This window comes from Chitinophaga sp. YIM B06452 (assembly GCF_039655965.1).
Taxonomy (GTDB): Bacteria; Bacteroidota; Bacteroidia; order Chitinophagales; family Chitinophagaceae; genus Chitinophaga.
This window is the reverse complement of the sequence record NZ_JAWLKY010000001.1, coordinates 1361884-1374838: the sequence shown is the minus strand read 5'-3', so window position 1 is coordinate 1374838 and position 12955 is coordinate 1361884. Positions and strand designations below refer to the sequence as shown.

At 51.9% G+C, this 12955-nt stretch carries 10 protein-coding genes; 5 read left to right on the top strand and 5 right to left on the bottom strand.

The window, feature by feature from the left end:
* Positions 1 to 106: 106 nt before the first annotated feature.
* The gene (locus R3I13_RS05275) at positions 107 to 712 is read right to left on the bottom strand and encodes a TetR/AcrR family transcriptional regulator (RefSeq protein WP_346316882.1); all 606 of its coding nucleotides are present in this window, start codon (positions 710 to 712) and stop codon (positions 107 to 109) included.
* Positions 713 to 860: 148 nt separating this feature from the next.
* On the opposite strand from R3I13_RS05275, the gene R3I13_RS05270 reads away from it, so the two are divergent.
* From R3I13_RS05270 to R3I13_RS05260, 3 genes are read left to right on the top strand one after another with little or no spacing between them, the layout of a single operon-like run.
* Positions 861 to 1802 carry an NADP-dependent oxidoreductase gene (locus R3I13_RS05270; RefSeq protein ID WP_346316881.1) on the top strand — a complete coding sequence of 314 codons (942 nt, stop codon included), beginning with the start codon at positions 861 to 863 and terminating at the stop codon, positions 1800 to 1802.
* Between the two features lie 10 nt (positions 1803 to 1812).
* On the top strand, positions 1813 to 2268 hold the full coding sequence (locus tag R3I13_RS05265) for a nuclear transport factor 2 family protein (protein ID WP_346316880.1): 456 nt from the start codon (positions 1813 to 1815) through the stop codon (positions 2266 to 2268).
* Between the two features lie 19 nt (positions 2269 to 2287).
* Positions 2288 to 3034 carry an SDR family oxidoreductase gene (locus tag R3I13_RS05260; RefSeq protein ID WP_346316879.1) on the top strand — a complete coding sequence of 249 codons (747 nt, stop codon included), beginning with the start codon at positions 2288 to 2290 and terminating at the stop codon, positions 3032 to 3034.
* 110 nt (positions 3035 to 3144) lie between these two features.
* Here R3I13_RS05260 and R3I13_RS05255 read toward each other — a convergent pair whose 3' ends face one another.
* The 4 genes from R3I13_RS05255 to R3I13_RS05240 all read right to left on the bottom strand — a co-directional run bounded on the left by R3I13_RS05255 (position 3145) and on the right by R3I13_RS05240 (position 9622).
* Positions 3145 to 3921, bottom strand: coding sequence for a phytanoyl-CoA dioxygenase family protein (locus R3I13_RS05255; protein ID WP_346316878.1), 777 nt, complete (start codon positions 3919 to 3921; stop codon positions 3145 to 3147).
* A gap of 342 nt (positions 3922 to 4263) precedes the next feature.
* The gene (locus tag R3I13_RS05250) at positions 4264 to 5601 is read right to left on the bottom strand and encodes a RagB/SusD family nutrient uptake outer membrane protein (RefSeq protein WP_346316877.1); all 1338 of its coding nucleotides are present in this window, start codon (positions 5599 to 5601) and stop codon (positions 4264 to 4266) included.
* 18 nt (positions 5602 to 5619) lie between these two features.
* The gene (locus tag R3I13_RS05245; RefSeq protein WP_346316876.1) at positions 5620 to 8706 is read right to left on the bottom strand and encodes a SusC/RagA family TonB-linked outer membrane protein; all 3087 of its coding nucleotides are present in this window, start codon (positions 8704 to 8706) and stop codon (positions 5620 to 5622) included.
* A gap of 169 nt (positions 8707 to 8875) precedes the next feature.
* On the bottom strand, positions 8876 to 9622 hold the full coding sequence (locus R3I13_RS05240; protein WP_346316875.1) for a DeoR/GlpR family DNA-binding transcription regulator: 747 nt from the start codon (positions 9620 to 9622) through the stop codon (positions 8876 to 8878).
* 266 nt (positions 9623 to 9888) lie between these two features.
* Between R3I13_RS05240 and R3I13_RS05235 the strand changes: the two genes are divergently transcribed.
* Both R3I13_RS05235 and R3I13_RS05230 read left to right on the top strand, forming a co-directional pair.
* Positions 9889 to 10710: an alpha/beta hydrolase gene (locus tag R3I13_RS05235; RefSeq protein WP_346316874.1), complete on the top strand. Its 822-nt coding sequence runs from the start codon at positions 9889 to 9891 to the stop codon at positions 10708 to 10710.
* A 143-nt stretch (positions 10711 to 10853) separates the two neighbouring features.
* Complete coding sequence (locus tag R3I13_RS05230; protein ID WP_346316873.1) at positions 10854 to 12884, top strand: beta-L-arabinofuranosidase domain-containing protein; 2031 nt, start codon at positions 10854 to 10856, stop codon at positions 12882 to 12884.
* Positions 12885 to 12955: the final 71 nt, after the last annotated feature.

Sequence of the window (12955 nt, the reverse complement as noted above, 5' to 3'; positions counted from 1 at the left end):
TTAAAAGCACTAAGCATTGTCTGATACATAAATTATAAAAGAGGAATTTCTTTTACTTCCGCGCCCGCCCGCGTTCCGACAATAAGAGCTGGGAAGACGTAGTTCATCAGGCAGATACGTGAGCTTCCTGCGGCTGGAGAATTGCCAATGAGTTCCTGACGATAGCCTCACAGGTTGCCCGGTCTGCGCCACCTTTCGTGGATACGCTTATACCCGAAAGACAATTTACCAGGTAGTCAGCCAATGCCCCTGGTTTCGCACTATTTGAAATGGAGCCTTCCTTTTGCCCTTTTTTTATGATACGCAACAGCGTGGACCTGTTGGTATCCATGCTTTCTTTCACAATATCAACCGTCTCTTTATCATCCGGCCCGAATTCAACGATCGAATTCACAAGAAAACAGCCTTTGGGCATGGCATCCTCCAGGCAGTTATTGACAGTGAAATTGAATATTTTACGGATGGCGGTCATAGCATCGTCGTTGCCGTTTGCCAGGTCGTTCAGCGCTTTAGATGTTTGTTCCTGGTAACGTTGCAGCGCCCTGATAAAGAGGGTATGCTTATCTCCATATGTATTGTATAAACTGGATCTGCTGATGCCCAAATGCGTCACCAGTTCCTCCGGTGTTGTGGTCTTGAACCCGCGCCGCCGGAAAATGTCGACCGCTTTATCCAACACTTCGTTCTCATCGAAATTTTTCGCTCTGGCCATTTTTTAGGATTTATATACAAATATAAGCAATTGTGGAATTATAATTCCAATTGTCAGAAAAACGTTAAATTCTTACATGAAATCCATATTTGGAACTTTGATTCCAGAATAATGTTTAATTTTGGACTTGTAATTCCAATATGAATTTATGAAAGCAATTATTTTAAAAACCCAGGGAGGCGTAGAGAACCTACAAATGGTGGAACTGCCTGTACCCCGTCCTGGTGACGATGAAGTGCTGATCGCTGTAAAGGCAGTCAGCATCAACCCATCTGAGACTTATGTAAGGCAGGATAAAGCATTGGACTGGATATTTAAAGGAGAAACGCCGAAGATATTAGGATGGGATATTTCCGGGGTGGTTGTGCAAACCGGGAAAAACGTTACTGCGTTCAAAGCCGGGGATGAAGTGTTCGGCATGGTAAACCACCCGGGGCATGGAAAGGCTTATGCTGAATACGTAGCAGCCCCCGCCGGCCACCTCGCGTTAAAACCTGCCAACGTCACGCACGCTGAGGCGGCGGCGGCCTCTCTGGCTGCTCTAACGACCTGGCAACCTTTAAGCAGGATCGGGATCAAAAAAGGAGACAGGATACTAATTACGGCCGCTGGTGGCGGAGTAGGTCACTATGCGGTACAAATAGCTAAACACTTTGGTGCCTCTGTGATCGCCCTGGCGTCGGCAGCTAAACGGGAGTTTGTATTGCAACTGGGTGCTGATGAACATATTGACTACCAAACTCAGCGGTTTGAAGATGTCATCGGGAGGGTTGATGTGGTAGTGGAAGCATTGCGCGATGAACACCTTGCAAGAACATTAAATGTCGTTAAACCGGGCGGCCATCTTATCAGCCTTTTTAATAAAGTACAAGGTACACGCTGGGAACAGGTTGCCAAAGAAAAAGGTGTGATGGCCTATTATAATGCCGTGACATCCAATGGTGATGACATGAAAGCAATAGCCCGCTTATTGGAAAACGGGGTATTGCGGTCTCATATCGGCAAAACGTTTAAGCTGGAAGAAATCCCGCTTGCGCATCTCGAAATTGAAAAAAATAATACACAGGGTAAAATAATTATTCAATTATAACTTATCAAAAATGGAAACGAACACTATAAACACGCTTCTTGAAATAGAGGCTATTAAAAAACTGAAGGCCCAATACGCCCGCGCGGTAGATACAAAACAATGGGAAGCTTTGGACAGGCTATTTGCTCCTTCTCCTCAACTGGTCTTCATTTCTTCCAAGGGAGAGGTTGAAATGACCTTTCATGAAAGTGCATCCTTCGTGGAGGTGGTAAAGCCGATACAATTAGCGAAAACCGCACATCATGTGCACAACCCGGAAATTGAAATCCTGTCGGATACAACTGCGCAGGGCATATGGGCGCTGGAAGACCAGATACGGTTTCCTCAGGGCGTGGAAGGCCCTTTCAAAACATTCCATGGCTACGGTCACTATCATGAAACGTACGAGAAAGTAAATGGCGAATGGAAGATTAAAACCCTGCGCCTGGAAAGAACTTACCTGACCATTGACGGAATTGAAAGTTAAACATTATCAAATAACAAGTATGAAATCATTAAATAATAAAGTTGCCTTCGTGACAGGCGGCACACGCGGAATGGGGGAAGCCATCGTGAAACGGTTGGCTGCTGAAGGTGCAGCAGTTGCTTTTACCTATGCTCAATCTGATGAAAAGGCGCAAGCTGTCGTTGCAGATATTTTGAAATCGGGCGGGAAAGCCCTTGCCATCAAAGCGGACGGGGCGATAAAAAATGCCGTTCAGGATGCCATTGAAGATGCCGCGGCAAAATTTGGAAGGATCGATATACTGGTGAATAATGCGGCGGTTTCCGTGAATGGCCCGATAGAAGGTGCTGCCGGCCGGGCTGCGGACTACGACCGGCAAATTGATATCAATATCCGCGCAGTTGCTGAAGCGGTAAGGGCAGTCCAAAAACATATGCCCGATGGCGGCCGTATCATCAATATCGGTTCTGTCGGGGGAAGGCGTATCGGCAGCCCGTATTTTTCCGACTATGTAGCCACCAAAGCTGCAATCAGCGCCTACGGCCGCGGATTAGCCTGGGATCTTGCGCCAAGGAACATAACGGTTAACACGGTAGAGCCGGGAGCCATAGATACAGATATGTTGCCAGGGGATGCAACAATACGGGAAGCTTTTACCAATGCCATTCCACTCAGGCGCTTTGGAAAACCTGAGGAGGTGGCATCATTAGTCAATTTTCTGGCAGGCCCTGAGTCGGGCTATATTACAGGTAGCAGTCTTTCCATCGACGGCGGCATCACGGCTTGATTAATCATCCGGTTTATCTGATGCGGCAATGTAGAATCACGTATCATTTTCTTTTTTGATAATTTATTTCATAATAAAAAGAGAGGCGCTTCAAACGCCTCTCTTTTATCTCACCCGCCTATTCCAATTTGTATCGCAATTTCAACAGGAGAAAAAACCCCTGTTTCGCTTCCCTGCATCAGTTCTTTTCTAAGCAATAACGGCGGCTGCGCCAGAAATCGTGGCTCTGCCCCCTGATGTCGTTGTGCAGCATGTATTAAAAAAGGATGGCACAGGTATACGGTGCCAGCCTTGCCCGTAGCGTTTATTTCTTCCCTTTCCGGCAACGACGGAAATTGTGCAACCATCTCCAAAAGCGACAAACCCTCCTCCCCATGAGATTTTAATAAGCGGGCGATATCCAGATGCGAGCCCACCTTAATTCTTGTAGGCGCATCATTTTCCTCGATATCGGAATAAAGGAATAACATCAGCAAGGCCCTGTTCTTCGAGCGCCAGTTTGCGCGCCACTCTAAAAAATTCGCTGAGTCGCCAAAACTGACGTCCACATGCCAGCCCGTATCGCCCGGGTCTTCCGCTGATGGAAAACGCACCGGGAATGTGCCCATGCTCATACACGGTATCCATTTGTCTTTCCCCACCAATTGATCGAAGGCAGCATGCAATATTGGCGTATTGGCTGATTGTACAAACGGCGGCTGCGAATACATGCCCAGGCGGATAACGGGTTTCGTCCAGGTAGCCGGATCGTTGGGATCAGCATCTATATCTTTCCATAAAATACTGCGGACCTCAGCGGCGACTTCAGCGGGAAATGCATTGTCTATACGGACAAAACCTTCTTCAATGAACTGTTTTATTTGAATTGAATTCAATACTTCTTCCATAAAATAATGTTATGAGGATGAATAATAGGAACAACAGCGCATGCGATAGCTGTCACATGCGAAATGTAAAAGAAAGAAGAAGTATTAAAGTGTTGGAGACATCCTCATGAGTGCAAAATTAGTGAAATATTTAATTCACCGGTAAAGTGCATGGCGCCAAATATTCGATTGGGTATGCGATTTTATATCTAAATGCATATAAGATCATAAATATTGGAAAATCATACGCAAATGCATATACAACCCCAATGAATTCCAACTCCGAACCCGTAACAAAATTTCATATCCCACAAAAAAGCCGGTTGCGTTTTTTGCAACCGGCTTTTTTTGATTCCATTCTACTCAAATCGTCGGGTCCGCCGGCGTATTCGGGTTATTATCCCTTTCGGTCAGCGGGTAAGGATAGAAATTGCGGTTCCTTTCTTCACCGGGCTGGTTCGGGCCAGGGCGGCCGAAGCGGCGGCTGTCTTCCAGTTCCTGGCCGCTGATGAACATCTCCAGGCGGCGCTGTTTGTAAATATCCGCCAGGATCGCGGCCTGGTTCACTGCCCCGGTATACGGCGGCTGGTTGGCGCCAATGCCATAGATATCATTCGTTTTTGTACGCACGGCGTTCAGCGCTAAGAGCGCATTGACGAACTGCGATTGCCGCGCGTAATTTTCAGCGATGATCAGGGTCATTTCACCGGGCAGGTATACCGGGTACGATGCGGTGGTGTTCAGCGCGAAGGCCTTCAGCGGGTAAGTGGTGGCGTTCGTGCGGCTGATGTAGAAACCCACGCGCGGGTCGCTGGAGGCGGGCACGGGGGCAAGACCGTTACGCAGGCCCAGCGTGGAGTCGATGGCGCCGAAGACATTCACTGTCGCGGCCAGCTCTCCTACCGGGTTGGTGGTGGCGGTGGAAAAGCGGAATTCAGATTTCACCAGCGGATCTACGGCCTGCGCGTAAGTGATGGCCTTGGTGCCGTCCGCCGCATTGTAAGTGCCGGAGATCATGCTCTGGATGTTGTAGAATCGCGCCAGCAACGCTTTGATGGTGTTCTTCGCGTCGATGCCGGCGGGTACTTTAGACAGGAACTTGGTGCTGATCGTCGTGCTGTTCAGTTCGGCGTCGGCGCTTTCGAGTGTTGCGATCACCTTCTTCAGCGCTTCAGCACGCGGGCTGAAAGTGGCATGGTGGCCGCTCACCAGCGGGATCTGCTCATAGTATTGTACCAGCATGCCCATGCTGAGTGCGTAGAAAATGCTGGCATACGCTTTCAGGCCAACGCGGTCGCCAGCTTCGGCAGCTACGTTGAGGTTGGCCAGTACCGTTTCTGCTTCAGTGCGCGTCAGCAGGCATTGTGTCCACATCTGCGTGATGAAGGAATTATTCAGGGTAATGGCACCTTTGCCCGTTTCTATTTCTTTTTCACTGGTGTTACCGATGTTGAGGGTGTAAAGCGCGTACACGCTGTATCCCCCACCTACGGCATAACAGTAAAGCGGGCTCTGGCGGCGGATCGTATACCGGTATTGCAGTCCGGCGCAGAGCGTCATCAGCGCGTCCGGGTTGTTGATCACGCTGGGCACCGAGGCTTCGCTCGGGTTGATGTACTCCTTGTTGCAGGACGTGACGGGAAGTAACGAGCTTCCCAGCAGGAGTACAGCGGCTAATCGTTTTATATGATGCGTTTTCATGTTACAAAGCATTTGGATTTAGAAACTGGCGCGAAGCGATAATTGATATGTTCTTGGAATGGGCACGTTGCCGAAATCGATGCCGCGGAGCACGGCGCTGTTGCCGCCGGCATTCGTTTCAGGATCGTAACCTTCGTAGCTGTCGAAGCTCACCAGGTTGCGGCCCGTCAGCGATACGGTCATAGAGCGGATGAAACGCGCCACAGACGGCAGGTCATAGCTGAGCGACACTTCGCGCAGCTTTACGTAAGAGCCGCTTTCCACGCGGTATTCTTCTGTATTGTAAACGGCAAAGATGTAACCGCGCGGCAGTTCGCCCCTGATCTCTTTTTCCGAGATGTCCCCGATACCTACGCCCTGGCGGGTGCGGCGGTCTGCATTGAATACTTCCTGGCCCAGTGCCCCGTCGAAAAGGAAGTTGAAGGTGAATTTTTTGTAAGCGAGCGAGCTGCCGAAGCTGAGGATCCAGTCAGGATGCGGGCTCCCGATCACCTTGCGCAGCAATACCTTTTGCGTGGGATTGTTGATGGCTGCGATAGGCCGGCCCTGCGCGTCTACGGCCCAGTTGCCGTTTGCGTCGCGCTCAAAGTAGTTGCCGTAGAATACGCCGATGGGTTCGCCGGCGAGGATCACCGATGGTGCGCCCGCAACGTTGATCAGTGTGATAGGCGTCACCTGGCTGGAGGATGTTACCAGGTTCTTGTTGCGGTTCAAAGAAGCGCTAAGGTTCCAGGAGAAATTTTTATTCGTCACCGGCGTGGCGGTAATGCCCAGCTCCCAGCCTTTGTTGGTAAGGTCACCTACATTCTCTACCCGGCTGGAACCGCCGCTGGACGGCGCCAGGGTGCGTTCTACCAACAGCGAATTACCGACGATCTTCTTGTTGTACATGGTGAACACGATGCCCAGGCGGTTGTTCAGGAAAGAAAGGTCCACGCCGCCTTCCAGTTCGCTGGCGCGCTCCGGTTCCACCAACGGGTTGCCCAGCGCGGGGTTGAGGTTATAAGTGGCAGTACCGTTAAGCGAAGCGGAAGTATACGATGTGAATCGGGAATAGGAACCGATGCCGGACAGGTTGCCTGCCAGGCCCCAGGAACCTCTCAGGCGGGCGGAAGAGAACCAGGTGCCCATGTTCTTCCAGAAATCCATTTCATTCAGGTTCCAAGCCAGGCTTGCCTTTGGATACCAGTAGTTGCGCGTGTCTTCCGGGAAACTGGTAGACCCGTCGATGCGGGCGGCCAGCGTCAGGAAGAAGATATTCCGGTAGCCGAAAGTTTCCTGGAGGAATGCGCCGTATACCTGCCGCTGGTCGGATGTATACCGGGGATCCAGCTTGGTGGCGGCGCCGTTGATGGTGGTAATGCCGGGCAACATATCACGGCCTTCGTTGAACTGTCCCGTGATCTTCTGGTACTGGTGGTTGAAGCCCAGGTTGGTCTGCGAAGAGAAATCACCCAGCTTGGCGTTATAGGAAATGTTGACGTCGTTGTTGATCAGGAAAGAGTTGATGTTCGCTACAGACGCATATCCCAGCCCTTCCTGCGCGGAAATGTAAGGATAACGTTTGATGAAGTTGTTGCCTTCCTGGCTGAAATTGTCGACACCTAAAATGTAGTCGATGCCCAGCCCTTCCACCGGCTTGATCTTCACCTGGAAGTCGCTGATAGTGCGGTTGACGGACTGTGTGAGAGACATATCCTCGATCACGCTGAGCGGGTTTACGCGCGTAGGTTCCACCGCTTTGAGGTTGCCGCCGGCGTCTCTTTCTTCGATATTATAAATGTTATTGGTAATGTTGATGGAGTTGATCGGGCTCCAGAATACGTTGCCGTTGGGCTTTTCATTGGAAAAGCTGTTGGTGTAGGCTACGCCGCCGGTGATGGAAATGTATTTGTTGATCACCTGGTCTACGCGCGCTTTGAAGTTAAAACGGCGGAAGTCGGTGTTGCGGATGATGCCTTCATTTTTGTAAAAGCCGCCGGAGAAATAGTATTTCGTTTTCTCCGTACCGCCGCTCATAGATACATAATTATCCGTGCCGAAGCCGGTCCGGAAGATATGGTCCTGGTAGTCGTAACGCGTTACATCCACGAGGTCGGTGGAGAGGCGGCGCGTCTGGCCGTCAGGGCGGGTGTAAACGGTGTTCGGCGCGGGGCCGTCGCTGATGTTGCCGAGGCGCAGCGAAGTGGAGCCAAATTGTTTGCCGTAGGTGGATATGTACACTTTTTTACGCAGCTCGTTCATGATGATGCTGGTGCCAAAGTCGATGCGCAGCTGGCCAGCCTTCCCGGATTTGGTGGTGATGAGCACGACCCCGTTGCTTGCCCGCGAGCCGTAGATGGCGGATGCGGAGGCGCCGGGGATAACGTCGATCTTCTCGATATCATTCGGGTTGATGTCTGCCATGCGGTTTGTGCCCAGTTCTCCGCGGTTGCTGCCGGCAGGACCGAGGTTCCCGCTGCTCTGCACGTTGAGGTTAGTCACATTGGTGGTGGCATTGCTGATCACCACGCCGTCGATCACGTAAAGGGGTTCAGACGAGCCCATGATGGTGCTGGTGCCGCGCATGCGGATGGAGATGCCGCCCGACGGGTCGCCGGAGGTCTGGGTGATCTGTGCGCCGGGCACCTTGCCTTGCAATGCGGCGCTGAGATTGCCGGAGCCGGTGTTCAGCAGCTGTTTTGCATCTACCGAGTTCACCGTGTTGCCCAGCTGCTTGCGCGACTGGCGGAGAGATGAACCGATCACCACTACTTCGTCCATTTTCAATACGTCTTCTTCCATCACAGCGTCGGCTGTGGCCGCGCCGCCGCTAACGGTCACAGTTTTGCTGAGGGTCCTGAACCCGACGCCCGAAAATTCAAGCGTGTAGCTCGTTCCCTGTACGTTGGCCGTAAAGTTGTACTGGCCGTTGCCGTCTGTAGTGGCGCCTGATGATGTGTTGCGCAGCACGACGGTGATGCCGGGAATGGCCGAACCGTCTGGTGCAGTTACTTTACCGCTGAAGCGGACCTGCGCCATCGCAATGCAGGCCGTCAGCTGGAAGAGAAGGAGAAACGGGAACGTTTTCCATCTCCTTTGCGGATTACTAAAAGGATTTGTCATGAGAGATCTGTTTATAAAAAATGAAAAGGGAAAACGGATGTTGGCAGGGGCTGTTATTCATAGAAATGAATAGCCGCACCTTCCGGTCATTGTTCACTACGGTCGCGTTTCGTTAGGTTAAAGCCGTGCTTCGTTGTTGCGTTGTTTGTTGGTCTGAGCCTGCCGGTAGTTAAATTATTTCCAGCCCTGCAGCCTTGTAGGGTTGCAGGAGTTCGTTGTCCGGGTCGAGTTCTGTAATGATGGTATTGATACTGTTGATATTGCACACTTTCAGCTGCTGCGAGGTGTTGATCTTTTCCGAGATCGCCAGCGACACAGCCCTGGAGGAAGATTCGATCATCGCTTTTTTGACCTGTACCACGTCCAGGTCGTTATCTGTGAGGCCTGCATGCAGGTCGATGGCATTGGTGCCGAGGAAGCAGAGGTCTGCCTTTACCTGCCGTATCTGTTCGATGGCGGCGGCGCCTACGGTGATCTTGGAATTTTTAAGCAGGCGGTCGCCGATAAGGATCACGTCTATATGTGGGTGTTGGGCATATTCGAAAGCCACGGGCAGGCTGCCGGTAAAGAAGGTGGCATGCAGCTGTTGCGGCAGGGCGCGGGCCAGCTCCAGGATGGTGGTGCCGCCGGTGGTGAGTACGAACATCCCGTTCCGGACCAGTTGTGCCGCTTTATGCGCGATGATCTTCTTTTCCGGCCGGGCGTATACTTCTGTTGGATTGAAGGAGTTGTGGAAAGATTTGGAAAGCGCCCCGCCGTGCACTTTGATGATCCTGCCCATTTCGGCCAGCTCGTTGAGGTCGCGGCGGATGGTGTCTTCAGACACGCCTAAACGATCTACCAGGTAGGTCGTCAGCACTTTGTTGTGCAGGTTTACTTCATGCAGAATCACGTTTAGACGTTCGTTCTTGAGCATAAGCGGCAGATTGGCTGATCTGTACCTAAAGTAGCGAAAAACCTTCAATTCCCGCAAAATAATGCAGGAATTTTTCGGAAAAACGCAGATTAGTGCGGGTCTGTGCCGGTTTGGTAGAAGTGAACTCTTCTTTCCATGATCCTGTTATTAGAGGAATAAACCGCCGATCATACCAAAGAAACCACGAAAACGGAATCACCCTGTTGTTTTCTCCATCTGTTTAAAACCTACCTTTAAATTCTTCAATAACCATCAAAAAATCGAGTATGAGCAAGATCACAGTAAAGGACGGGACAGAGATCTATTACAAGGACTGGGGAACCGGGCAACCGATCGTTTTCCATCATGGCTGGCCTTTATCGGGAGACGATTGGGATGCACAGATGATGTTTTTCCTCAACAAGGGATTTAGAGTGATTGCGCACGACCGCCGCGGCCACGGGAGATCGTCTCAACCCCCCAATGGGCATGATATGGATACCTACGCAGCGGATGTAGCGGAGCTGGCAAAAGCGCTTGACCTGAAAAATGCCATACACGTCGGCCATTCCACCGGCGGCGGCGAAGTGATCCGTTACGTGGCAAAACATGGGGCCGGCCGCGTGGCCAAAGCAGTGCTGATAAGCGCTGTTCCTCCCATCATGGTGCAAACACCCAACAACCCCGAAGGCATTCCTTTATCCGTATTTGATGGGATCCGCGAGGGTACGGCCACCAACCGCGCACAATTTTTCCAGGACTTTACCATCCCGTTTTACGGCTACAACCGCGAAGGCGCAAAAATATCGCAGGGCATCAGGGACAACTGGTGGCGCCAGGGCATGATGGGTGGGGCGAAGGCTCACTATGATTGCATCAAGGCATTCTCCGAAACCGATTTTACGGAAGACCTGAAAAGCGTGGACGTGCCCGTGCTGGTGATGCACGGCGAAGACGACCAGATCGTTCCGTTCCCGCTGACAGGCCAAAAGTCGATAAAACTTTTAAAGAACGGGAAGCTGATCTCGTATCCTGGTTTTCCGCATGGCATGCCTGCAACGGAGGCTGCGAGGATCAATGCGGATCTGCTGGAGTTTATTAAGTCCTGAATTATTCCCACCCCACTCAACAGGCCGCTCTTTGCGGCGGGTTAAAAAGATAGGCTTGCAGAAATGCAGGCCTTTCTTTATCAGATTTTGTGAAGTATTTTGTCCTTTAGGCCCGCACTTGCTGTGGCTCTAAAATGCAGGATATGAGATTACTATTGATACTGTCTGCTGTATGTACAGGACTGATGTTGCAAACAGCGGCCCAGGAAAAAAAGCAGGGCAACGGCACTACAGCGGGGAGCCGCGCGCCTTTGCGGCAGAACCCTTACATGGAGCTGCCGCTTGGCGCCATCAGGGCTGAAGGATGGCTTAAGGAAATGTTGCTGCGCCAGAAAAGCGGAGCAACGGGCAACCTGGACAAACTCTACCCCCTGGTGATGAACAACCGCAACGGATGGCTGGGCGGCGACGGCGACCAATGGGAGCGCGGCCCCTACTGGATCGATGGCCTGCTGCCTCTCGCCTATATCCTGGACGACAAGGAACTGATCGCCAAAACCAAACCCTGGGTGGAATGGACCATCAACAGCCAGCAACCTGACGGCTACTTCGGCCCTTCCAAAGATTACGGTCCTGAACCCGGCGTGCAGCGGGACAACAGCCGGGACTGGTGGCCGAAGATGGTGATGCTGAAAGTGCTCAAACAATATTATTCCGCCACCGGCGATAAAAGGGTTATCCGGTTAATGACCAATTATTTCCGTTACCAGCTGAAAGAGCTGCCCGCCAAACCCCTCGACCACTGGACCTTCTGGGCGAAATATCGCGGCGGCGACAACCTCATGATGGTATACTGGCTGTACAACATCACCGGCGACGCCTTCCTGCTGGAACTGGGAGAGCTCATTCACCGGCAAACCTTCGATTACACGGGCGCCTTCCTCGAAAGGAATATGCTGGCTACCCAGGGGAGCATTCACTGTGTGAACCTGGCGCAGGGGATCAAGGAGCCGGTTATTTATTACCAGCATCATCCCGAACAAAAATACCTGGATGCCGTGAAGACCGGCTTTGCGGACATCCGCAAATTCAACGGCATGGCGCACGGGCTGTATGGCGGCGATGAAACCCTTCATGGCAACAATCCCACGCAGGGTTCGGAGTTTTGTTCGGCGGTAGAAATGATGTTTTCACTGGAAAGCATGCTGGAGATCACGGGCCAGCCCGGCTTTGCGGACCACCTGGAGAAGATCGCCTTCAACGCGCTGCCGGCGCAGGCTACAGACGATTTCATGTACCGGCAGTATTTCCAGCAGGCCAACCAGGTGATGGCCACGAACAAGATGCGGAACTTTGAAACCAACCACGACGGCACGGACGTATGTTACGGCCTGCTTACCGGATACCCCTGCTGCACAGCCAATATGCACCAGGGCTGGCCGAAGTTTACGCAGAACCTCTGGTATGCCACTGCAGACGGCGGCCTGGCCGCGCTGGTATATTCTCCCAGCGAAGTAAAGGCAAAGGCCGCCGGCGTGGAAGTGACCATTAAAGAAGAGACGGATTATCCTTTCAGCGAAGACATCAAATTCACGCTCAGCATGCCGAAGAAACCCGGCAAGGTGAACTTCCCTTTCCACCTGAGAATACCCGCATGGTGCAAAAGCGCATCCATCAGGATCAACGGCCAGGCATGGAAGCAAGCCGAAGGCGCCCAGGTGGTGAAAATAGAACGGGAATGGAAATCCGGCGATGTAGTGGAGCTGACGCTGCCGATGCACATCTTCCGCAATACCTGGCAGGAACATTCCATTTCCATCGAACGTGGTCCGATCACTTACGGCCTGAAGATCGGAGAGGAAATGAAGCTGGTTAAAAACACCAATCCGCCAGGATCATATGGCGGCGAAGAATTCTACGAAGTGCGCCCCACCACTCCCTGGAACTACGGTCTCATCCAAACCGACCGCGATAAGATGGAAGAACATTACAAAGTGGAGAGGAGCGCCACGATGAGCAAATATCCCTGGAACCTGGAGAATGCGCCGGTCAGCATCCGCACCAGGGCGCGGCGTATCCCGTCCTGGCAATTGTACAACGAAATGGCCGGGCCGCTGCCGTTCAGTATTACGTACAGGTTTGAATCCGCAAAGGAAGAGGAAGAGATCATCCTTGTACCGTATGGATGTACGAATTTGAGGGTGTCGCAGTTCCCGGTGGTGGAGAGGCGGTGATGACCGGTTTACTGGAAATATTTATCAACAAAATCCGCGCTTGCCGCGGATTTTGTCTTTTTATCGGCCTT

Excerpts from the sequence above, each read along its gene's own strand:
- R3I13_RS05245 (WP_346316876.1), bottom strand. The coding sequence starts at position 8,706 with ATGACAAATCCTTTTAGTAATCCGCAAAGGAGATGGAAAACGTTCCCG.
- R3I13_RS05260 (WP_346316879.1), top strand. The coding sequence starts at position 2,288 with ATGAAATCATTAAATAATAAAGTTGCCTTCGTGACAGGCGGCACACGC.
- R3I13_RS05275 (WP_346316882.1), bottom strand. The coding sequence starts at position 712 with ATGGCCAGAGCGAAAAATTTCGATGAGAACGAAGTGTTGGATAAAGCG.
- R3I13_RS05250 (WP_346316877.1), bottom strand. The coding sequence starts at position 5,601 with ATGAAAACGCATCATATAAAACGATTAGCCGCTGTACTCCTGCTGGGA.
- R3I13_RS05230 (WP_346316873.1), top strand. The coding sequence starts at position 10,854 with ATGAGATTACTATTGATACTGTCTGCTGTATGTACAGGACTGATGTTG.
- R3I13_RS05265 (WP_346316880.1), top strand. The coding sequence starts at position 1,813 with ATGGAAACGAACACTATAAACACGCTTCTTGAAATAGAGGCTATTAAA.
- R3I13_RS05235 (WP_346316874.1), top strand. The coding sequence starts at position 9,889 with ATGAGCAAGATCACAGTAAAGGACGGGACAGAGATCTATTACAAGGAC.
- R3I13_RS05255 (WP_346316878.1), bottom strand. The coding sequence starts at position 3,921 with ATGGAAGAAGTATTGAATTCAATTCAAATAAAACAGTTCATTGAAGAA.
- R3I13_RS05240 (WP_346316875.1), bottom strand. The coding sequence starts at position 9,622 with ATGCTCAAGAACGAACGTCTAAACGTGATTCTGCATGAAGTAAACCTG.
- R3I13_RS05270 (WP_346316881.1), top strand. The coding sequence starts at position 861 with ATGAAAGCAATTATTTTAAAAACCCAGGGAGGCGTAGAGAACCTACAA.